Source organism: Paracoccus aminophilus JCM 7686 (assembly GCF_000444995.1).
GTDB lineage: Bacteria > Pseudomonadota > Alphaproteobacteria > Rhodobacterales > Rhodobacteraceae > Paracoccus > Paracoccus aminophilus.
Genome location: NC_022041.1, coordinates 2,163,586 through 2,186,804 on the forward strand (window position 1 = coordinate 2,163,586; position 23,219 = coordinate 2,186,804).

Below are 23,219 nucleotides of genomic sequence, written 5' to 3' on the forward strand. Positions count from 1 at the left end.
CGCCACTTTGGTCTGATAAACTTGTCCAGAGTTTAGGTCAGTCACAATGCCGTATGGCGATAAAATCAGGTGATTTCCGCTGTATTGTTTCAACTGGTCTTCGTGCTAAGGGTTGCACAAGACGCATGGCTGATAAGACAAGAAAGCAAAAGACATGGATTGGGACAAGCTGCGAATTTTCCACGCGGTAGCGGATGCGGGCAGCCTGACCCACGCCGGAGAGACCCTGCATCTGTCGCAATCGGCCGTCAGCCGCCAGATCCGCGCGCTTGAAGATATGCTGGGCACGACGCTGTTTCACCGTCACGCCCGCGGCCTGATCCTGACCGAACAGGGCGAGCTGCTCTTTGATGCGACCTCGGCTATGGTGCGCAAGCTCGACACCACCGCCGCGCGGATCAAGGACAGCGAAGAGCATGTCTATGGTGAGCTGAAGCTGACCACGACCACCGGCTTCGGCACGCTGTGGCTGGTGCCGCGTCTGGCCAAGCTTTACGACCGCTATCCCGATCTCAAGATCGACCTGATCCTTGAAGAGCGCGTGCTTGACCTGCCGATGCGCGAGGCCGATGTCGCCATCCGCATGAAAGAGCCGAACCAGCAGGATCTGATCCGGCGCAGGCTTCTGAACATCAGGATGCGGCTTTATGCCACGCAGGAATATCTGTCGAAGAACGGCGTGCCGAAACGGCTCGAGGATCTCGCGCGCCATCGCATCATCTGCCAGAACCCGACGACGCCGCAAGTGACCTCGGGCGCGATCCTGTCGAAGATGCTGCTCAGCCAGAACTCGCCCTCGACGCTTCTGGTCAACAGCTATTTCGGCGTGTTGCAGGCGGTGCAAAGCAATGTCGGCATTGGGGTTTTGCCTGATTATGTGGCAACCGACGTGCCCGCGCTCATCCGCGTCCTCCCGGAAATCGAGTCGAGCGAGGTTCCTGTCTTCCTCGCTTTCCCCGAAGAGCTGCGCACCTCGCGCCGGGTTTCAGCCTTCCGCGACTTCGTCCTCGAAGAGATTCAGGCCATGAAAAAAGGCCAAAACGACAGCGAGACCAACTAATCTTAACCAGCCATTCGCCGGGCGCATATCCGTCATGCCGCTTTGCAGCAAGTTCGCCCTTGAATGGTTTACCTCCTGCCCATATCTCGGGCTGCGAAGGCGATGATCTGAGGAAACTCTTATCACCTTCAACCTCCCTGTTGGACTTAGGCCGGGCTTTATGCCCGGCTTTTTTTTGCCCTGCGGTCCCCGGTCGGGTCAGGTCCGGGCGAAAATGCGGTCAATCTGCGCCAAGCCCTCTCTCTGCCCTTTCCTAATCATCGGCCTGTGCGTAAAAGGCCGGTAATTTCCGGGCAAAAAGGGCATCACGATGACCGAACCACTGATCACCGAGGAACTGATCGCCGCGCATGGCCTCAAGCCCGATGAATATCAGCGCATCCTCGAGATCATCGGCCGCGAGCCGAGCTTCACCGAGCTTGGCATCTTCTCGGCCATGTGGAACGAGCATTGCTCGTATAAATCCTCGAAGAAATGGCTGCGCACCTTGCCCACCACCGGCCCGCAAGTGATCTGCGGCCCCGGCGAGAATGCGGGTGTGGTCGATATCGGCGATGGTCAGGCCGTGGTCTTCAAGATGGAAAGCCACAACCACCCCTCCTACATCGAGCCGCATCAGGGCGCCGCAACCGGCGTTGGCGGCATTCTGCGCGATGTCTTCACCATGGGTGCGCGCCCGGTCGCCGCGATGGACGCTTTGTCCTTTGGCCGCCCCGAGCACCCGAAGACCGCCCATCTCGTGAAGGGCGTGGTCGAGGGCATTGGCGCTTATGGCAATGCTTTTGGCGTGCCGAACGTCGGCGGCGAGGTCCGTTTCCATTCGAGCTATGACGGCAACTGCCTCGTGAACGCCTTTGCGGCGGGTCTCGCCGATGCCGACAAGATCTTCTATTCGGCGGCCTCGGGCGTCGGGATGCCGGTGGTTTACCTCGGCGCGAAGACCGGCCGTGACGGGGTTGGTGGCGCGACCATGGCTTCGGCTGAATTCGACGACACGATCGAGGAGAAGCGTCCGACCGTCCAAGTCGGCGACCCCTTCACCGAGAAATGCCTGCTCGAAGCCTGCCTCGAGTTGATGCAGACCGACAGCGTCATTTCCATTCAGGACATGGGCGCGGCGGGTCTGACCTGCTCGGCGGTCGAAATGGGCGACAAGGGCGGTCTCGGCATCAAGCTGGTGCTCGACAATGTGCCTCAGCGCGAAACCAATATGACCGCCTATGAGATGATGCTCTCCGAATCTCAGGAACGCATGCTCATGGTCCTCAAGCCCGAAAAAGAGGCCGAGGCCCGCGCGATCTTCGAGAAATGGGATCTCGACTTTGCCATCGTCGGCGAAACCATTGCCGAGGATCGTTTCCTGATCCAGCACGGCAACACGATCATGGCCGATCTGCCGCTCTCGAAACTGTCGTCGAGCGCGCCGGAATATGACCGCCCTTGGGTCGAGACCCCGGCGGCAGGCGCCCTGCCCGCTTTGCCCGCGATCACGCCGATTGATGCTCTCAAAGCCCTGATCGGCTCGCCCTCCTATGCCCATAAGGCTTGGGTCTGGGAGCAATATGACACCCAGGTCGGCGCCGACACGATCCGCCGTCCGGGCATCGGCGCGGGCGTCGTGCGCGTCCACGGCACCGAAAAGGCGCTCGCCTTCACCAGCGACGTGACGCCGCGTTATGTCAAGGCCAACCCCTTCGAGGGCGGCAAGCAGGCCGTCGCCGAAGCCTGGCGCAATCTGGTTGCCGCAGGCGCGACGCCCTTGGCCGCGACCGACAACCTCAACTTCGGCAATCCCGAGAAGCCCGAGATCATGGGCCAGCTCGTCGGCGCGATCAAAGGGATCGGTGAGGCCTGTCTGGCGCTCGACTTCCCGATCGTCTCGGGCAACGTCTCGCTTTACAACGAGACCGACGGCAAGGGCATCCTGCCGACCCCAACCATCGGCGGCGTTGGCCTGATCGCGAACCTCGACCAGATTATCGCGGGCCTTCCGGCTGCGGGCGATGTCGCGGTCGTGATCGGCGCGACCCATGGCCATCTCGGCCAATCGGCTTTTGCCGCCGAGGCCTTCGGGATCGAAGCGGGCGACGCGCCCCATGTCGATCTGACCGCCGAGCGCAAGAATGGCGAATTCATCCTCGCCCATCGCGCGCTTTTCTCGGCGGTTGCGGATCTTTCCGACGGTGGGCTGGCGCTTGGTGCCTTTGAAATGGCCGAGGCTGCCGGTTTCGGCGTGGCCTTGGACAGCGCCGAGATCGCCGCGCTTTATGGCGAAGATCAGGCCCGCTATCTCGTCACCGCCCCGGCAGACAAGGCCGAGGCCATTCTGGAGGCCGCCAAAGCCGCTGGCGTCCCAGCCGCCAAGGTCGGGACCTTTGGTGGCGCAAATGTCAGCTTCGGCACCGACAGCGCCGCGCTGGCAGGTCTGTCGCAGCTTTACCGCTCGGCCTTTGCCGAAAAGATCGGCATCGACCGCGCCTGAGGCGCTGACGCCCTGACGGGATCTTAAAAAAAGCGCCGGACCTCCGGCGCTTTTTTCGTTGCGGGACCCTGATCTCCTGCCCGCCCGCTGATCGGCACGGGCAGGGCAAAAACGGTCACGGCAGCGCAATCGCGCTCAGCACATAGCCCTCCTCGCAGCGAAGCCGGCCGCGGACCGTCCAACCTTTGGAGAAGGGCGGCAGGTCACAGGTCAGGGTCGCGCGAAATCCCAGCAAATTTCCCGAGAGATCACGCGAAATCACCACCGAGGCCGCGTCGAACCAGAACATCTGATTGACCAGCGGATAGAGGCATTTGAAAAGACTCTCCTTGGCCGAAAAGATTGCCGTGACATGCAGCGCGCGGATCGCGGGCACCCGTGGCAGGGCGTGAAGCTCTGTCGGACAGATCTCGGCCTCGATCTTGCGGGCTTGTTCCGGCTCCATGACGCGGTCGATATCGACCCCGATGCTGCGAAACTGGCTGGCCGAGGCGATCAGTGACACCGCCCTGCCCCGCGCATGTGAAATCGAGCCGACCAGCCCCCGCGGCCAATGCGGCGCCGCCTCGGCGGGACCGGGCGGCACCGCATAGGGACGCCCTGCCTCATCGCTAAAGCGCGACATCGCCACCCGGGCACAATAACGCCCCGCGGTATAGTCGGATTTGCGCGAGACCGCCGTCTGCCGCAACACGCTGGGAAGCGGCAGGTCCAGAGCCGAGGCCATGGCCTCGGAAAAGGCGCCGACATCATAGCGCACCAGCGCCGATGAGACCGAGGGGCCGAGCAGGGATTTCCCCGGCAGCTCCTCAAGGAAGGCGCGGGTGACGGGCGGGGCCGCTGTGAGTTGGCTTTCGAGTGATCTCATCTTGCGCCAACCACCGCAAGCGGTGCCTCCTGGTGTGCGTCGCCCTCGCACCGGCGCCGCAGCGCCTCGTTGAAGGCGAGAAAGGCCGGTTGCGTGCGGCGCACCAAGGTTTTCCACAGCAAGGGCACCAGAAGACCTCCGAACCTTTCGCTATGCGACAGACGGGTTCCGCCGCCCGGAAGCGGGGACAAGGTGAACCGATGCTCACCCGAGAAGATCCACGAGCCGCCGAGCATCCCGCGCCAGATCAGCTGGCGCGGTGCTTCGCGCGCAAGGATGCGCGGTTTCATGGTGACCTCGCCGCCGCCGTCGTTGAGCCGGACTTTCACGGTATTGCCCGGCGTCACATCGCCCTCGACGGCAAGAATGAAGGTGCTCCATTCCGAAAAGCGGTCGAAGTCGGTCAGCACCTGCCAGACCGCGGGGATCGGCGCGTCGATGTCGATTGAGGTTTCAATTGTTCTGGCCATCAGTCTACGAGCTCCACGGATTGTGTCACGGGTTGATCGTTGAGCGCCGTGCCCCGAAAACCGGGGTCGCCAAGCGCAGTGAGGTCGCGCGCGATCTGGCGACCAAGCCGCGCGCAACTGTCATCGGTGAAGTAGAAATGGCCGCCGTCGAAGCGGCTCAGATGGAAGGGGCCGCCGGTTTCAAGCGCCCAGTTCTCCATCAGCGCGGGCGGCGCCCAAGGGTCGTCCACCGCGGCATAGGCATGGATCGGACAGCCGAGGATCGTGCGGTCCGGCCGGGCGCCATAGCTGTCCACGGCGGTAAAATCCGCGCGCGCCAGACGCAGGAACATCCGAACGAACTCGGGCTCCTGCAGGACGCGCTCGGGCGTCCCGCCAAGCTCGAGCATCGTGTGCAGGAACTCGTCATCGGGCAGAAGGTGCAGGCGCGAGGCGCGGGGCGCGACTGTCGGCGCTTGCCGCCCCGACACCCCAAGCCACAGCGGAGGAGTGCCGTCGCGGGTCAGCTTGCGGGCAAGTTCCGAGGCGACAATCGCCCCGAGACTATGGCCAAAAAGCGCAAGCGGCAGCTCACCCGTCAGCTCGCCAAGATCGCGCGCAACCTGCGCGACCATCTCGCTCATCTGGTCGATTGGCGCCTGAGCATAGCGCCGCCCTCGGCCGGGAAGCTCATGCAGGACGACATCCACATCTTCTCCCATCTGCTTGACGATGTTGAAGAATGTGCTTCCCGACCCGCCCGCATGGTGAAACATCACCAAACGCAAACGCGGGTTTTCGACGGGGCGGGGGCGCAGCCAGGCGGTCATTCTGCCGCCTCCAGAACCGGAGCCGCGCGGACGTGCTGGCTGATGCGCGCGAACATCTCCGAGAGGGGGATGGTCGCATCGACGATCTCTGGCGGCACCTCGACCTGAAGCTTCTGCTCGACCGCCTTTTTCAGCAGCATCGCGATGAAACTATCGCCGCCCGCCGCAAGGAACGTGTCATCGAGATCAAGCGGATCCTCTGCCCGAAGCAACGAGACCAGCTCGGCATGGACGAAATCGGTGATCTCATCCGCGCCCGCATCAAGCGGCCTGTCGCCCGCGTGCCGCGCGGCCTCGGTCGCGGTTTGCGTGGCAAATCGCGGCTCGTCGATCCAGTAGCGGTCGGCGGCAAAAGGATAGGTGCCAAGTCCGCCGTCGAGCAGCACGCCTTGGGGCCGCAAAGCGTCGAACCGCAGATCCGCCCCCGATTGGAAGAGCGCGGCCAGTGCCTCAAGCAACTGATCCCGCAGCCCCTCGGCCTCGAGCGCGACCGAGGTGTCCCCCCATTGCAGGCTCACGCCCGGGGCGTCGCCGCGATGCAGGCGCAGACGCGGGATGAGCCGCGCCAGCGCCTGATGAAGCCGGGCCGCCGGATCCGCCTCATCGGCATGGAGCGCCAATGCCGGGAAGCTCGCGACGAGGGCGCCAAGCAGGGCCACCAGCGCGGGCGTCTCTGGCCCGACCGTCAGACGAAACCGCGTGGGCGCCGCCTCGGTCGGGACATGCTTGGCGGCTTCCAGCGCCGAAGCGATCGCCTCGGCAGAGTGGCCCACCACCGCGACGCGGCAGGCAAGCAGCGCACGGCCGCTGCGCGTCGTATGGGCGAGGCTTGCAAGCCCCGCTTGTCCCAGCACCCGCAGCCGCGCGGCGACCTGACGGGCCTGCTGCGTCAGCTCAGCGGGATCGCGGGCCGAGACCACGACCAGCTCGGCGCCAGTCTCTGTGGCACCAATCTCTGCGGCAGCGGGCAGATCCTGCTTGGGCGGCGCTTCAAAGATCGCATGGGCATTCGTGCCGCTCAGCCCGAAGGCCGAGATCCCTGCGCAGCGGCGGGCATAGGCCTCGGGCCAAGGCGCGGTCTGACGCGAGACCTCGATCTGGGTCGAGGCCCAGGGGATCGCGGCGGAAAGGGCGCCGTCGCTCTGACGCAATGCCGCCGGGATCAGGCCTTTGTGCAGGCACATCACTAGCTTGATGACACCGGCAATGCCCGCCGCAGCCTCAAGATGGCCGATCCGCGATTTCACATTGCCAAGCGCCAGCCGGGCGGGCCGCGGCCCGGCCCCATTGCCGAGCACGGCATCCAGCGCATTGACCTCGATCGGATCGCCCAGAGAGGTGCCGGTGCCATGGGCCTCGACATAGCCGATCTCGGCGGGGGCCACGCGCGCGTCCTGCAAGGCCGCCGCGATCACGTCGCGCTGTGCGCGCCCGTTCGGCACCGTCAGACCAGAGGAGGCCCCGTCGTGGTTGGTCGCGGTGCCGCGCAGCACCGCCAGCACCGGGCGACCCTCGGCCTGAGCGTCCGCCAACCGCATCAGCGCCAGACAAGCGACCCCCTCGCCCCGGCCATAGCCATCGGCATGGGCGGTGAAGGTCTTCGAGCGACCGTCCGGGGCCAGCGCCCCCGACTGGCAGAGCGACACCATCAGATCGCCCGAAAAGAGCAGGTTCGCCCCGCCGACCAGCGCATAGCGGCATTCCTCGCGCCGCAGGCTCTGGGCCGCGAGATGCAGCGCGACCAGCGACGACGAGCAGGCAGTATCTACGCTCAGCGCCGGGCCCGAGAAGCCCATGGCATAGGACACCCGCCCCGCGGCAAAGCAATGCCCGCCGCCGGTCCCGAAATAGGGGTCAATCGCCGTCTTATCGGCCTGCCCCGAGCGGCGCTCGCCATATTCCGAGGCCATGATCCCGACGAAGACCCCGACCGGCAGGCGGTCACTGCGCCGAACGGCAATGCCCGCGCGCTCCATCGCCTCCCATGCGGTTTCGAGAAGCAGGCGCTGCTGGGGATCCAAGGCCTCGGCCTCGCGTTTCGACATCCCGAAGAAGCGGGCATCGAAGCGATCGACATCGGCCAGAAAGCCCGCGCGATTGACATAGGATTTGCCGGGCGTCTCGCGGCGCGGGTCATAGACCCCGCGCAGACCGGGACGGTTGTCCGGGATCTCGGAGATCACATCGCGGTCGCTGGTCAGCAGATCCCAATAGGCCTCGGGGGTGGTGATCCCGCCGGGCAGGCGCAATCCGAGGCCGACCACCGCAAGCGGCGCGCTGGCTTTGTCCTCCAGCTGCTGGATATGGGCCTTGAGGCGACGGGACAAGGCAAGTTGCTGTTCAACGATGGGTCGCAGATCTTGGGCGCTCATTTGTGCTTTCCTTCTGTCCAGTTGAGCTCGTCCTGCACCGCAGCCAGCAGATCGCTCATGCTGCGGTCGGTCAGGTTTTCCGTGTCAGGTTGCGAGGGAGTTGGGGTTGCGGTCTGAGTCTTGATGGGCGTTGTCGTCTGGGCCAGAGCCGCGGCGGGCGCGGGTTCGATCTGGCCAAGACCGGTCTCGGCGATGAATTCCGCCAATTGGGCGACCGTGGGATATTCGATGGCCACAGTCGCGGGCAGATCGTGATCGAGCGCATGGTTCAGCTGGGCGCGCAGATCGATTGCCATGATCGAGTCGAGCCCCAATTCGACAAATCCGGTGTCGTGATCGATTGGGCTCTCGTCGCCGAGGTTTGCGCAGACCAGACGGGCCAGCGCCTCGCGCAGGCTGTCGATGCGGTCCTCGGCAGGCTCGGCCAAAGCCAGATCGCGCAGCCAGCCCCGCGCCGCTTCGGTGACCTCGGTCTTGCGCGGGGTCGTGACTTCGCCCGCATCCAAGGCCGAGAGGAAGGACGCGCGGCTTTGCGCGCCGAGCTCGGCCCGGTAGCGGGCGAAATCCGCCGCCACCGCCACCAGACGCCCGGATTGCCCCGAAGCTGCGATAGCCACCAGCTCTGCTGCTTCGGCATCGTTGAGCGGGCGGACGCCATAGCGCGCCGCAGACCGCAGGACGACATCCGAGGCCGCCATCCCGCCTTTGGCCTCTGGCACCCAGGGACCCCAGGCGACGGCGCAAGCTTGCTTGCCGCCCGCGCGAAGTGCTTCCGCGAGGCCTTCCAGATAGCCATTGGCTGCGGCGTAGCTGACCTGCCCCGCCGAACCGAGCACGCTCGACACCGACGAGAAGAAGACCAGCCGCACCTCGGCATCGTCGTGAAGCGCACGCGCCAGCACCTGCGCGCCCCGCGTCTTGGCGTGGAAGACCCGGGCGTAGGAGTCCCGGTCGATGCTGTCGAAGGCCATGTCGTCATTCGCACCGGCAAGGTGGAAGACGCTGCCGAGCTTGCCAAAGCTGCGCGCAGCTTCGATGGCGGCCTTCACGTCAAGTGCATTGGTCACGTCGCCCTGCACGATACGCAGCGGAATGCCCTGCGCGGCGATGCGGTTGATGACCTCTTGCGCAATCGCATCGGGTGCGCGCCGTGCCATCAGGACGATCCCCGCCGCACCGGCATTGGCCAGCATCTCGGCGGTGCTGAGACCCAGCGCGCCAAGCCCGCCCGTGATCAGCGCCGCGCCTTGCGGCAGGCCCTCGGGAAGGGTGACGGCGGCGGGCAGAAGACGCTCGACACGCAGCCCGTCAGAACCGACCGACAGGCGATTTTCCTGCGGCACGGCCAGAACGGTCTCTGCCAGGGTCTCGATGGCGGCATCTGCCCCGATCTTGACCCGCACCAAGCGGCGATCGCTCTGCTCGGCCTCAAGAGCAGAGAGCATCCCCCAAAGTGCGGCCCGCAGCGGGCTGGCTTCGGGGCTACCGTCGACCAGCAGGATATAGGGCACCGCATGGGGCACATTGCGCAAGGTCTCGGCCAGCAGCGCCACCGCGTGCTCGACATCTTCAGCCGCGACACCATCGACCGAAGCAAAGCGCGCGTCGACAATGCGCAGCCCCTCGGTCGCGGGATCACTCGCCTCTGGCAATTGGTCGAGCCGCGTGGTCACGCCCCGCGCCTCAAGCGCCGGGACCAGATCGTTGAGCAACGGCACGCCATCGGTCAGAAGGCGCAGCTCGCGCACGCTTTCGTCACGGGCCGGGCGGCTGTCCGGAGCCACGAAAACCGGCTCATAGGCATGTTTCGGCGGCTTGCGCAGCCCATGCTCCAGAACCGCGCGCGGGGCATGGCGGACGCGGAAGGTGTCCGCGCTGAAGACCGGCTGACCATCGGCATGGAACATCGCCAGATCGGCGGTCTCGACCCGCAGGCGGCCATTCGGCAGAGGATCGGCCGATTTGATCCGCACATGCCCCCACAGATCCGCCGCCCCACGCGGGCGCCCGGCAAAGGCCAGACGGCGCGCGGCAAAGGGAATGGCCAGCGAGGGCGCTTCCTCGGCATGATCATCGACCATGAAGCCCGCGATGCTTTGGAAGCAGCTGTCGATCAGGCCCGGATAGATCTCATAGGCTGCGGGATCGTCAGGCAGCTCGGGCTGGGCATAGCGGATCAGCGCCTCTTCGCCGTCGATCCAGACATCGGCAATCCAGCGGAAGGAGGACCCCAAAGTATAGCCGAGCGTGCGGAAGTAGGCGTAAAACTCCGCGCCGGAGATGTGACGCTCTGCCCCCGCGATGAAGGCCTCGCGGTCAAGCATCGGCGCAAAGGTCGCACCATTGTCGCTGAGGCGGCACATGGCATGGGTCTGCCAGGTTCCCGTCTCGGCATCGATCAGGCTTTGCACCGAAAGCTGCGGCTTTTCGCCCGCGCCGGTGATGATCTGCGCGTCATAGCGTTCCCCGTCGAGGATCACGAGCGCCCGCGGGCAGACCAGATCCTCGATGGCGACCGGCGTCCCGTCCCGACCGAGCGCCGAGAGGATGGTCGCCAGATGCGAGGCGACCGGGGTCACCACCGTGCCGTAAAGCCGGTGATCGCCGAGATAGGCCGGGAAGTTGCTGTCGCGCTCGAACTGGAAGACGCGGCCGGGCAGCGCCGGAGACAGCAGTTCCGCACCCCAATGGCGCCGCGTCTCGACCCCGCGCACGGCCAAGGCCGGTTGCGGCGTGATCTGGGTCCAGTATTCGGTCTTGGCAAAGGGATAGAGCGGACCATCCCCGCGCCGCGCCTGAAGCGCGCCCTGAACCTTGGCCCAATCGAAGCTCTGGCCCCGGTCATAGAGATGGGCCACAGCGCCGAGCAGGGTCGGGCGCTCGGCCAGACCGCGACGCAGCGAGTTGGTCATGCCGCCCTCGGGCATCAGCCCGGCCGCGCGCATCAGGCTGACCAGAGTGCGGTCGGGCCCGACTTCGAGGCAGATATCGACCTCCTCGGCCAGCATCGCCTGCGCGCCCTCATGGAACCGCACCGGCGCCAGCACATGGTCGCACCAGTATTGCGCGCTGTAGGTGGCGCTGTCGGCAAGCCGTCCGTGCAGATTGGCTATGATCGGGGTCCGGGCTTCGTGGAAGTCGAACTGATCGACCTGCTCGCGGAACTCGGCAATCATCGGCTGCATCATGCGCGAATGGAAGGCATGGCTGACGACCAGCGCGCGGGCCTCGATCCCCATCTTCTTGAGCGTCTCGGCAAAGGCATCGACGCGGTCTTGCGGACCTGCGACCACCACGGCCTCGGGGCCGTTGATCGCCGCGACATCAAGCCCGGTGCCCTCAAGAAGTCCCGTGACGGTTTCGGGGGTGGCGACCACGGCCAGCATCGCGCCGGGCTTCATGTCCTGCATCAGGCTGGCGCGGCGGGCGATGAGCTCAAGCCCGCTGCGCCGATCAATCACGCCAGCATGGATGGCCGCCGCCACCTCGCCGACGCTATGGCCCATGACGATGCAGGGCGAGACCCCCCAGCTTTCCCAAAGCGCGGCCAAAGCCAGCTCCAGCGCGACCAGCGCGGGTTGGGTGTAGCGGGTCTGGTTCAGCAGGGTCTTGTCCGCGCCATAGAGCATCACCTGCAAGAGGCTTTGCCCCAGAAGCGGGCTCAGGATCTTGTCGCAATCGTCGATGACGGCGCGGAACACCGGCTCGGTTTCATAGAGATCGAGGCCCATGCCGAAATACTGGCTGCCCTGCCCCGAGAAGAGGAAGGCAACACGCGGCGTACCCGACGCAGGCTTGCGCGCCGAGACCTTGCGCAGCGCCTCGACCAGAGCGGCACGGGTGTCGCCCAAGACGGCGCGGCGTGCGGGAAGATGCGCGCGCCCCGTCCCGGCGGTCAGCGCCAGACCGGCAAGATCGGCGTCCGAGGCCTGTTCGAGCCGCTCGGCCCAGACCGCCGCCACACGCGGCAGCGCCTCGGCCTGATCCGCCGAAACCGGCAGCAGATAGGGGCCGATGGCCTCTATCGTCGGCGCGGCAAGTTCGGGCGCCTCTTCGAGCAGCACATGCGCATTGGTGCCGCTGAAGCCAAAGCCCGACACACCGGCAATCAGGCGCTCGGCGGTCCAGTCGGTCAGCCGGTCAACCACCGCGACCGCCATGTCATCCCAGCGGATATGCGGATTGGGCGGCGTGCTGTTGAGATTGCCCGGCAGCTGGCGGTGACGCATGGCGAGCACCGTCTTGATGATCCCCGCCATACCGGCCGCAGATTCCGCATGGCCGATATTGCTCTTGACCGAGCCCAGAGCCAGTGGGCGATCCGCCGCGCGCCCGGTTTTCAGCACCGACCAGGCCGCCGCGATCTCGATCGGATCGCCAAGCGAGGTGCCGGTGCCATGGGCCTCGAGATAAGAGACCTCGGCGGGCGCGAGCTGCGCATTCTCGAGCGCGTCGCGGATCACCATCTCTTGCGCCTTGCCCGAGGGCACGGTCAGCCCTGACGACGCGCCGTCATGCCCGACGGCAGAGCCCCGGATCAGCGCCAGCACGCGGTCTCCGTCGGCTTGCGCATCCGAGAGACGCTTGAGCATCAACACGCCGCAGCCTTCCGCCCGCACAAAGCCGTCCGCCTCGGCCGAGAAGGCCTTGCAGCGCCCGACCGGCGACAGCATATGCGCGCGGCTGACCGCGACCGAGCAATCCGGCGCCGTGATGATGTTCACGCCACCCACCAGCGCCTGATCGCTTTCGCCATTGCGCAGCGAGTTCACGGCCAGATGCACGGCAACCAGCGAGGACGAGCAGGCCGTATCCACCGCGAGCGACGGGCCATGGGTGCCCAGCACATAGGCGATGCGTCCGGGCAAGGTGTTCAGCGAGGTGCCGGTGCCGTAATAGGCGTCCAAGCCGGGCAGCCCGCCTTTCTCCATGACGCGGGCGTAATCGACATTGGTCGCCCCGACAAAGACCCCGGTTTTGGTCCCGGCCAGAGCCTGCGCGCTGATCCCCGCATTCTCGATTGCATGCCAAGCGGTTTCCAGAAGCAGGCGCTGCTGGGGGTCCATGCTTTCGGCTTCCCGGCGCGGCAGATTGAAGAATTCGGCGTCAAAGGCGCGGATATTCTTCAGGAACCCGCCCTGATCGGAACTGATCGTGCCGGTGCTGCGCGGATCGGTGTTGAAGAGCGCACCAATGTCGAAACGATCCTCCGGCACCCGGCCAACCGCATCCTGTCCGGTGGCGAGCAAGGTCCAATAGGCGTCGAGATCATCGGCGCCGGGGAAGCGCCCAGCCATGCCGATGATCGCAATCGGCTCGGCATCGGGCACGGTCGTGTCCGAGACGGGACCGTCGTGGTCTTTGCTCGCCCGCGTCGTATCGGCATGGGGCTCGTCCGCCTGAACCCGCAGGGCGGGCACCGCCGCCGGGGCGGCGGGCGCCTGCGGCAAGGGCTGGCCTGCCATCTGCGCTTGCAGATGCGCGGCCAGAGACGAGATCGTCGGATTGTCGAAGATCTCCGAGACCTGCACCTTCAAGCCGAAGGTCTCGGCGAGAAGCGCCGACATGTCGACGGCCATGATCGAGTCGAGCCCGAGGTCAAAGAAGCCCTTGTCCTCGCGGATCGCGCTTGGGTCGGCATGACCAAGCGTCGCACCGACAATCTCACGCAGCTTCTGCGCAATTGCACGGGGTCGTGTGGCGGCAGGCCGCGCCGCAAGCTCTTCGAGGAAAGGTGCGGCATTGACCGCGACCACCTCCGGTTCGACCGAAGGCAGAGCCGTGTCTTGATCGGCCAGCAGCGCGTTGAAGAGGGCACGCGGGCGATGCGCGCCCATGACCTTCACGAAACGCTTGGCATCAAGCGCGCAGGCCACGACGCTGACGGCACCCTCAGGAAGCGCGGCATTGATCGCGGCCACACCCGGCGCGGCCTCGACCGCATGCACGCCCAGACGCGCAAACCCGGCGCGCGCGGCCTCATCCGCCATGCTGTCGTCAAGCGCCCAAGGCCCATAGGCCACGCAAGCGACCGGCAGACCCGCCGCGCGGCGCGCCACGCTGATGGTCTCAAGACCACCATTGGCCGCGCCGTAAGCGCCAAAACCCTCGGTGCCCCAGACGGCGGTGACCGACGACAGCGTGGCGAAATAGTCGAGATCCATGTCGCGCGTGGCCTGATGCAGCCACCAGGCGCCCGAGTATTTGCCACGCAGAGCGGCGGCAAAGCCATCGGCATCGAGACCGTCCAAAGCAGCCGGCGCCAGCGCGCCCGCTGCATGAACGATGCCCGCGATGCGCTGGCCGCTGGCGGCCAGACCGCCGATCAGCGCCGCCACTGCGGCCCCGTCATCGCAATCAAGCGCGGCATAGCGGATCTCGGCCCCGCTGGTGCGCAGATCGGCCAGCGCCTGAGCCGCACCCTTGGACAGAGCCGCCTCCGCCGTACGACCAAGCAGCAGCAGCGATTTCGCGCCACAGGCGAGAAGATCGGCGGCGACCGTGCGGCCAATGCTGCCAAGCCCCCCGGTCAGCACATGCACGCCGTCCGATACCGGCAGCGGGCTTTGCGCGATCTCTTCGGGGACCAGCCGGGCGCCATAGAGCTGCCCGTCGCGGATCGCGATGCGGTCCTCGTGTCCCGCCGAGGTCACAAATCGGGCCAACGCGAGATGGTCCGAGCCAAGCGCGTCTACGGCCAGATCAATGGTCCCGCCCCAGCCTGCCGGGCATTCCAGCCCCAGAACCGGCGCGAGTCCATTCACCAGCGCATGATGGCTCACGGCCTCGGGCTGCATCTGCGTGCCGCGCGTGACGGCAAAGACGCGAATGCCCGAGCGCGCCGCCGATTGGACCGCTGCGTTCAGCTTGGCGCAGAAGGCCGCGCCTGCGGCGGCGGGATCGCCCGTGTCAGCCGTTTCGGGCAGCGCCTCGGCGCGCAGGGCGAGCACGGCGGTCTTGACCCCGGCGGCGGCCTGCGCCTGCCAAAGCGCCTCCCAAGCCGGGGCCTCGTCCAGCGCGACCACGCTGACCGCCGCATCCCGCAGCCCCTCCAGCAGCGCCGTATCCTCGCCGACCACGGCGAAACCATCGCCAGACGCCTCGTCAGAGGCGGTCAGCTCAAGCGGCACCCAGCGGGTCGCCATCAACGGCATCTGAGCCACGCGCGCGTCCTTTGGCTGCGCGAATGCCGCAATCGCGGCCAGCGCATGATCCGGCGCGCAGGGGCTGCGCGAGAGCGGATAGCCCGGCAGATCGAAGACGCGGCGCGGGGCGGGATCCGCGTCGCGCAGATCCTCGGCCTCGGGTCCGGTAACGATGCGCGCATCCGCACGCCCCTCGGCCAGGGCCAGCAGGGCCGCGCGGGCCTCGGCGGGGGTGCTGGCCTTCACGAAGGCGCCGATCTCGTGGCGGGTCCGGCCATGGCTCGCGGTCCAGGCGAAGGCCGGATAATCCTCGGCGGCAACTTCGGCCAGCCGATCCGCGTAAAGCCGCGCGAGCTCGGCCAAAGCCGTCGCGCTGCGTGCCGACAGGAACAGCCCATCCGCACCCGCATCCGGCTGCACCTCACCCGCGTCATGCGCGCCGACCAGCACATGCGCATTGGTGCCGCTCATCCCGAAAGAGCTGATCCCGATCACCCGACGCCCGTCCGAGAAGGGCTCGACCGTGGTCGGGAAGGAGACCTGCGTGCCTTCCAGATCAATGCGCGGATTCAGCGTGCCGAATTGCGCAATCGGGGGCACCGCGCCGTGACGCAGGCAGGCCACGGCCTTCAAAATACCCGCGATCCCGGCCGCAGATTCCAGATGGCCGATATTGGCCTTGACCGCCCCGATGTGCAGCTGGCGGCCGTCATTGCCGCGCGCGATCGAATGGACGATCGCTTCAAGCTCGATCGGATCGCCAAGCGAGGTGCCGGTGCCATGGGCCTCGATCATGGCAAGATCGGCAGGCGTCAGGCCCGCATCCTCCATCGCGGCTTTCAAGAGCGCGATCTGCGACAGCACATTCGGCGCGGTAAAGCCCGAGCTGCGCCCGTCCTGATTCAGCGCCGAACCCGCGATCACCGCATGGATGCGGTCCTTGTCGCGCAAGGCCGCGTCGAGCGGTTTCAGCAAGATGATCCCTGCCCCTTCGCCACGGGTAAAGCCGTTCGCCCGCGCATCAAAGGCCTTGCAGAGCCCATCGGGCGACAGCGAGCGCGTCTCTTGCACAAGCTTGGTCGAGCGCGGCGAGAGGACGAGGTTCACGCCGCCCGCCAGCGCCATGTCGCATTCGCCGCGCCGGATCGCCTGCATCGCCTGATGCACCGCGACGAGCGAAGAGGAACATGCGGTGTCGACCGCAACCGCCTGCCCGGTCAGGCCAAGTGTATAGGACACCCGGCCCGCCGCGAAGCAATGGCCATTGCCCGTCGCCCAGACCGCATCCTTGTCCTCGCCCTGCCAGTCCCGGTAATCCTGCCCGGTGATCCCGACGAAGACGCCGACCTGCTGGCCCTCGGTCATCTCGGGCCGGATCCCGGCATCCTCGAAGGCGCGCAGCGAGGTTTCGAGCAGCAGCCGGTGTTGCGGATCAAGGGCGCGGGCCTCGCGCGGCGAGATCCCGAAATGCTCGGCATCGAAGGCCAGCACATCGTCGAGATAGCCGCCGCGCGCCGGCAGCCCCTCCCAGTCCTCGGCAAAGGGGGCCTTCCGGCTCGGGCTCATCTGCCCGACCAAAGTGGCGCCCGAGGCAAGGCTGTCCCACAGCGTGTCCAGAGTTTCGATATTGCCCGGCAGGCGCATGCCCACACCGACGATCGCAATCGGTTGGTGGCCGGTCTGGGTGTCGATCTGCGCCTTGAGTTTCTTGATGGTGTCGAGCGCACGCGTCAGCGGGGTCGACTCTGCTTTAGAGCTACTCATAAGAATGATCCTTTTCAGGCGGATATGAATTGGTTGGGAAGGTGGGGGCCGCGATCACGCGGCCACCTCGAAGACCCGTTCGACCAGCACCGGCGCGATGGCCTTGGTGTTGCCATAGGTCCACAGCAGCGTGGGCGAGAGCTTCAGGCCGAAGGCGACCTCCAGACGGTTGCGCAATTCGAGCCCCATGAGGCTGTCGAGCCCAAGCGCCTTGAAGGGCGTCTCGCGACCGATGGCCTGCGGATCCATCCGCAGCACGCGCCCGGCCAATTCGCGCACCTTGGCCTCGGCAAGCTCGTCGCGGCTCTCGGCGGGGGCGGCCTCAAGCTCGGCCCGGAAGGCCTGCGCGCCGTTTGAGGCCTGCGTATTGCCACGCGCGGCCTCAAGCAGAAGGCTCCAGCTCGGCAAAGCTGCCGTGTCGGGATAGGCATCGAACCACAGGCGCAGGTTGATCGGCACGAAGCCCGAAACGGTCTCGCCTTGCTGCAAGAGCCGCGTCAGCGCCAACCAGCCATCCTCGGCACTGAAGTTGCCCATGCCGCGCTCGTCCAGCCGGTCGCCCCGGATCGCATCCGCAGCGGCCAGACCGATGTCGGCGAAGGGCCCCCATTGCACGCTCAGCGCCGGTTTTCCGCGCGCGCGCCGCGCCTCGGCCAAAGCATCGAGACCGGCATTGCCCGCCGCATAGGCTGCCTGACCGGCATTGCCGAAGAGCGCCGCCGCCGAGGAGAAGAGCACGAAGAGATCGAGCGGGTCGTCCTCGGTCAGCGCATCCAGCGCCAGAGCGCCGTCGATCTTGGGCGCCAGCACGCGGGCAAGCTGGTCTTCGGTCATATTGTCGATAAGCGCGTCATCAAGAAGACCTGCGGCATGAACCACGCCGCGCAGACCGGGCATCTCGGCACGGATCTTGGCCAGAACCTCGGCCAAGGCCGCGCGATCCGAGACATCCACCGCGAAACTGCGCACCGCGACGCCCTGCGCGCGCAAGGCCTCGATCCGGGTCAGGGCCTCGCCTTTCGCGGCAGAGCGCCCAAGCAGCGCCAGCCCGCCTGCCCCGCGCGCCGCCATATGCTCGGCCAGCGACAGGCCAAGCGCGCCCAGACCGCCGGTGATCAGATAGGTGCCATCGCCGCGCAGCTCGCCTTCGGTGAAGGGCGCGGGCGCGATATTCGTCACGCTGGCCGGGTCGGTCAGGACAAACTTCCCGATGTGATCGCCCTTGCCCATGGTGCGCAAAGCCTCGCCCGCCGCCGCAAAGCTGTAGGGCAGGATCGGCAGCGGCGTCAGGTCACCATCCGCGACGGCAGCCCAGACATCGCCCAGCAGACGCCCAAAGCGGGCCACGCGCTTTTCCATCAACCCGGCGATATCGACCGAAGCGATCGACAGCCGCTTGCGGAAGGCCGACAGGTTGATCGTGCGACCGGCGTAGATGTCCTTCTTGCCGACCTCGATGAAGCGGCCATCTTCAGCCAAGGCTTCAAGCCCCAGCGGAATGGCCATCCCGGTCAGCGAGTTCAGGACCACGTCAACGCCGCGCCCCTTGGTGACCTCACGCACCTTTTCCGCCCAGGAGAGATCGCGCGAGTTGAAGACATGCTCGATACCCATGGCGCGCAGCATCTCGCGTTTTTCTTTGCTGCCAGCCGTCGCGATGATCTCGGCCCCGAGCATCCGCGCCACCTGAATTGCAGCAAGGCCAAGCCCGCCCGCCGCCGAATGGATGAGCACGGTTTCGCCCGTGCCGAGATCGGCCAGATCGACCAGCCCATACCATGCCGTCGTCATCACCAGCGGCAGAGCCGCCGCTTCGGCATCGCTCATCCCCTGCGGGATGGGACGGACATGGGCCGACGGCACGGTCGCATGAGAGGCAAAGGCGCCAAAGCCGCAGCCAACGACACGCTCGCCCGGGGTGAGCCCGGTCACGCCCTCGCCGACCGCGACGACAATGCCCGCGAACTCTCCGCCCAGCCGTGCGCTGCGTGCATCCAGCCCGGGATAGGTGCCCATGGCCTTCATCACATCGATGAAGTTGAGCGCAGCCGCCGAGATTTCGACCTCGACCTCGCCTTTCCCCGGCGCCGAGCGCTGAAGCGGGCGATATTCAAGCTCGTCGTAATAGCCCGCTGCACCGGAAACCAAGCGGAAGGGTTGCGCGGGCAATTGCCACGCGGTCTTGACCGTCTCGTCTTCCGACGCGCGATCTGGCGCGCCGCGTTTGAGGCGACCGACGAGACGGATTTCCCCGGCCAGCACGACCTGATCGTCACCGCTCCAGCCGTGCAGCTCGGCCGCGACCTCGGCTTCGCTGCCCGGGGCCATGTCGATGACGATGGGCTCAAGCTCGGGATGCTCGCGGCGCAGCACGCGGACGAACCCCCAGAAGAGCGCGGCGCCCGGATCGGCAATGCCGCTATAAAGCTGCGCCTGCGCCTGCGTCGTGATGACCGCCAGACGGGGCGCCTGGCTTTGGGCGGCGCAAGCGCGAACCAGCTGCGCCAAGGCCATGATGGCTGCCTTTTGCGCGTCGAGCCCGGCCTCGGCATCAGGGGCCACAAAGGCCACCGCCGTGTGATGCTCGCCGGGCGCGTCGCCCAGAGCCGCCGTGGCCCCGAGCCCGGTCAGCGCGCCCGCAAGCGCCTCTGCCCCCGTGCTCCCGGCAATCAGCCAAACGCGCGCGGCCTCGGTCTTTTCGCGGCGCGTCTCGGGGATGAAGGCCAGCCGGTGCAGCCGCTCATCCGCATCGGCGGAGGTGTCGAGCACCAGCGTTTCAAGCTGCAGCCCGATGATGGCGGCCAGCGGCTGCCCCTCGGCGGTGAAGAGATCGAGGTCGAAGCGCTTGTCCCCGTTGCGGCGCGCATGGACGCTCACGGCGGTGATCGGGGCTTCTGGGTCGATGAACAGCCGAATCTCGTCGATGGCGACCGGGACGACCGTGGCCTCGGCACTTTCCAGCGCCAGAGTGACTTGCAGCGCGCTGTCCAGAAGCGCCGGATGCAGGCCATGGGCGCGGGCACTGGCGGTGCAGGGTTGCGGCAGCGTGATCTGGCCCAGCGCCTCGTCGCTCGCAACCTGAAGCGCGGTGACGCCGCGGAAGGCATCGCCATAGCTCAGACCGCGCGCCGTGCAGGCGGCATAGAAGTCGTCCGGCGTGACCGCATCTGCCGCATCGAGCGCCTCGGGGCAGATCGGCGCCGCCGTCGGCGGCAGCATTTGCTCGACAATCGCGGTGGCATGGGTGACCCAATCGGTCGCACCCTCGGGCAGCGAGGCCAAAGCCACGTCCCCGCCCGCCGACAACGTGTCGCGCAGCATCAGCGCGGCGCGGCGCGGCTCTTCGCCCAGCGTCAGATCGGCCAGAAGCTGCACGCCCCGCAGACGGCGCGGCAGGGCGCCAAACCGCTGCCGGCCCGCCGCCAGCATCAGGGCCACCATACCCGCACCGGGGAAGACAGTCGCCTCATGCACCTTGTGATCGGCAAGCCAGGGATTGTCCTCGGCGCTGATATCGACCAGCCCTTCCCAAGCATCTTGTTCAGCCGGAGACGGGATCAGCGACACTTCAAGCCCTTTGCGTGCCGCACCCTGCGGACGCGCCTTCGCCGCCCAGAAGGATTGGCGCTGCCACGGATAGGCAGGCAGATCGACCAACGCGCCTTGAGGGCGCTGACCCATTGGCATCAGCCCCGCGACATAGGCGCGGGCGCACATGCCGAGCACGTCCTCTACCGTATCGCGGTCACGCTGCATCGTCGAAAGCGCGATGGCGGGATCGTCCCGCAGCGCCGCGATCTGCTGCAAAGAGGGCAGAAGCGCGCGATGCGGGCTGACCTCGATGACATGGGTCACACCATCGTCAAAGAGCGCCGACATCGCACCGAAGAACTGCACCGGCTCGCGCAGGTTGCGCACCCAATAGGTCGGGTCGAGATCGGTCCCGGCCTTGGCCTCAAGATCCACGGTCGAGAAGAAGGTGACTTCCCCCGCCTTGGGCTCGATGCCGACAAGAACCCCGTGCAGCTCCTCTTTGAACTCGTCCATATGATGGCTGTGCGAGGCGTAATCGACCTTCACCAGACGGTTGAAGACCTCATCGGCATCAAGCAGCGTCTGAAGCGTTTCCAAAGCCTCGATATCGCCCGAAAGGACGCAAGAGCTTGGCCCGTTGTTGACGGCAATCGAGATGCTGTCCTCAAAGCCTTCAAGCTGGGCGCGCGCTTCCTCGAGGCTCATATCGACCGAGAGCATGCCGCCCTTGCCCGCATTGCGGCGGATGATCTGCGAGCGCAGCGCGACGATGCGGGCGGCATCGTCCAGCGACAGGATGCCCGCCACGGTCGCCGCCGAAACCTCGCCCTGGCTATGGCCAACCACGACATCGGGGATGATGCCCTGCGCACGCCAGACCTCGGACAGAGCGACCTTCATCGCCCAGAGCGCCGGTTGCACCTGATCGACGCGCTCGACCCAATCCGAACCGAGATCGCCGCGGATCAGCGCCTCGAGATCCCAATCGACATAGGGGCGCAGTGCCGCGGCGCAATCCGCGATCCGCGCGGCAAAGACCGGCGATTGCTGGATCAGCTGCGCGCCCATGCCCGCCCATTGCGAGCCCTGACCGGGGAAGACGAAGGCCACGCGGCCCTTGGTCTTCGCGGTCTGCGGCTCGGCGTGCTGGTCCGAGAGACCGGCAAGCTCGCGGTCCTCAGCCAAGGCGGTCAGCGCCTCGGCCAGTGTCGCGCGGTCCGAGCCGACAAATCCGGCGCGTTCCGCGAAATGGCTGCGGTGATGGGCCAAGGTGGCCGCGATATCGTCAAGGCGAAGATCGCTTTCCGCCACCAGCGCGGCAAGATCGGCGGCGCGGGCGCGCAGACGATCGGCGTTTTGCGCCGAGAGCGGCAGGAACACCGGCCCTTGGGTGGTGTCGGCCTCTTCTGCGACCGGGCGCACCGCTTCGGGCGGCGGCGCCAGCACGGCATGGGCATTGGTGCCGCCCCAGCCAAAGGAATTGACCCCGATCAGGAAATCACTTCCCTCGGGCAGCGTCTTTGGTGCGCGCACGACCTCAAGCCCGAGACCGTCGAAATCAATGGCCGGGTTGAGGCTTTCGGAATGAAGGCTGGCCGGGATCTCGCGGTGGCGAATGGCCAAAACAGCCTTGGCCAGACCGGCAAGACCCGCCGTCGCTTCAAGATGGCCGATGTTGGTCTTGACCGAACCGATGGCGAGCGGCCCTTTCGACGGGTCGCGGCGCGCCGCAAGAGTGCGGCCAATCGCGCCGGTCTCGATCGGGTCGCCGACCTTGGTGCCGGTGCCATGGGCCTCGACATAGACCAGCTTGTCGGGGTTCAGGCCCGAACCCGTATAAATGGTCGTGAGCAGGTCTTCCTGACCTGCCGGGCTCGGCGTCACCAGGCTGTCGCCGCCGCCATCATTGTTCACCCCGGTTCCCGCGATCACCGCATGGATGCGGTCGCCATCGGCCTGCGCTTGATCGAGCCGCTTGAGGTAAAGCGCGACGACGCCTTCGCCGCGCACGAAACCGTCCGCTTCTTCGGAAAACGCACTGCACCGCCCCTTGGCCGAGAGCCCGCCAAACCGGGTCAGGCCGATCGAGACATCCGGCGCGAGGATCAGGTTCACGCCACCGACAAAGGCCGCGTCGATCTCGCCGGTCGCCAAGGCCTTCGCGGCCAGATGCAGCGCCACCATGGCCGAAGAGCAACCGGTTTCGACCGTCAGGCTCGGGCCGGTCAGCCCGTAGAAATAGGACAGGCGTGCCGCGATCACATCCAGCGCATTGCCGACAGCGGTGTGCTGCGAGGCATGAAGGCCGCGCTCCTTGCGCAGGATTTCATAATCATGCCAGGAGGCGCCGACATAGACGCCGGTGCGGCTGCCGCGCAGGGTCTCGGGACGGATGCCCGCATCCTCGAGCGCGGTCCAGCTCGCCTCGAGCATCAGGCGCTGCTGCGGGTCGATGTCCTCGGCCTCACGCGGCGAGATGCCGAAAAAGCCCGGATCGAACTGATCGACCCCTTCGATGAAGCCGCCGACGGCCTGAACATGCTTTTCGGGGTCGAGCTGCCGAGTGGCATCCCAGCGATCAGCCGGGATCGGGCCGATTGCAAAGCGGCCTTCGTTTAAGAGCGACCACAGACTGTCCATGTCCGGGGCGCCGGGAAAGCGGCCAGCGATGCCGACCAGAGCGAAAGCGGAGTTTTGGGGAGCGAGAAATGTCAT

General features: G+C 66.5%; 8 protein-coding genes. 2 read left to right on the forward strand and 6 right to left on the reverse strand.

Translation table 11 applies throughout. The annotated features are described in order from the left end of the window. Positions 1–154: 154 nt before the first annotated feature. On the forward strand, positions 155–1,060 hold the full coding sequence (locus JCM7686_RS10590) for a LysR family transcriptional regulator (RefSeq protein ID WP_020950829.1): 906 nt from the start codon (positions 155–157) through the stop codon (positions 1,058–1,060). 310 nt (positions 1,061–1,370) lie between these two features. Beyond that, entirely contained in the window at positions 1,371–3,542 is a 2,172-nt protein-coding gene (gene purL / locus JCM7686_RS10595) for a phosphoribosylformylglycinamidine synthase subunit PurL (RefSeq protein WP_020950830.1), read from the forward strand. A gap of 115 nt (positions 3,543–3,657) precedes the next feature. Here purL and JCM7686_RS10600 read toward each other — a convergent pair whose 3' ends face one another. Genes JCM7686_RS10600 through JCM7686_RS10625 form a run of 6 tightly spaced genes read right to left on the reverse strand, consistent with a single transcriptional unit; the run spans position 3,658 to position 23,219 of the window. Then, a complete protein-coding gene (locus JCM7686_RS10600) occupies positions 3,658–4,410 on the reverse strand; it encodes a 4'-phosphopantetheinyl transferase family protein (RefSeq protein WP_020950831.1) in 753 nt (250 codons plus the stop codon). After that, positions 4,407–4,880: an SRPBCC domain-containing protein gene (locus JCM7686_RS10605; protein WP_020950832.1), complete on the reverse strand. Its 474-nt coding sequence runs from the start codon at positions 4,878–4,880 to the stop codon at positions 4,407–4,409. The genes JCM7686_RS10600 and JCM7686_RS10605 overlap by 4 nt, the downstream gene beginning before the upstream one ends. Beyond that, entirely contained in the window at positions 4,880–5,689 is an 810-nt protein-coding gene (locus tag JCM7686_RS10610) for a thioesterase II family protein (protein ID WP_020950833.1), read from the reverse strand. Before JCM7686_RS10610 ends, JCM7686_RS10605 begins: the two co-directional genes overlap by 1 nt. Beyond that, the gene (locus JCM7686_RS10615; RefSeq protein WP_020950834.1) at positions 5,686–8,061 is read right to left on the reverse strand and encodes a type I polyketide synthase; all 2,376 of its coding nucleotides are present in this window, start codon (positions 8,059–8,061) and stop codon (positions 5,686–5,688) included. The genes JCM7686_RS10610 and JCM7686_RS10615 overlap by 4 nt, the downstream gene beginning before the upstream one ends. Beyond that, a complete protein-coding gene (locus JCM7686_RS10620) occupies positions 8,058–16,970 on the reverse strand; it encodes a type I polyketide synthase (protein ID WP_020950835.1) in 8,913 nt (2,970 codons plus the stop codon). The genes JCM7686_RS10615 and JCM7686_RS10620 overlap by 4 nt, the downstream gene beginning before the upstream one ends. 54 nt (positions 16,971–17,024) lie before the next feature. Then, entirely contained in the window at positions 17,025–23,219 is a 6,195-nt protein-coding gene (locus JCM7686_RS10625) for a type I polyketide synthase (protein WP_020950836.1), read from the reverse strand.

Bases quoted from the DNA above. Each gene is read 5' to 3' on its own strand.
- JCM7686_RS10600 (WP_020950831.1), bottom strand. From the start codon at position 4,410: ATGAGATCACTCGAAAGCCAACTCACAGCGGCCCCGCCCGTCACCCGC.
- JCM7686_RS10605 (WP_020950832.1), bottom strand. From the start codon at position 4,880: ATGGCCAGAACAATTGAAACCTCAATCGACATCGACGCGCCGATCCCC.
- JCM7686_RS10620 (WP_020950835.1), bottom strand. From the start codon at position 16,970: ATGAGTAGCTCTAAAGCAGAGTCGACCCCGCTGACGCGTGCGCTCGAC.
- JCM7686_RS10615 (WP_020950834.1), bottom strand. From the start codon at position 8,061: ATGAGCGCCCAAGATCTGCGACCCATCGTTGAACAGCAACTTGCCTTG.
- JCM7686_RS10610 (WP_020950833.1), bottom strand. From the start codon at position 5,689: ATGACCGCCTGGCTGCGCCCCCGCCCCGTCGAAAACCCGCGTTTGCGT.
- JCM7686_RS10625 (WP_020950836.1), bottom strand. From the start codon at position 23,219: ATGACATTTCTCGCTCCCCAAAACTCCGCTTTCGCTCTGGTCGGCATC.
- JCM7686_RS10590 (WP_020950829.1), top strand. From the start codon at position 155: ATGGATTGGGACAAGCTGCGAATTTTCCACGCGGTAGCGGATGCGGGC.
- purL (WP_020950830.1), top strand. From the start codon at position 1,371: ATGACCGAACCACTGATCACCGAGGAACTGATCGCCGCGCATGGCCTC.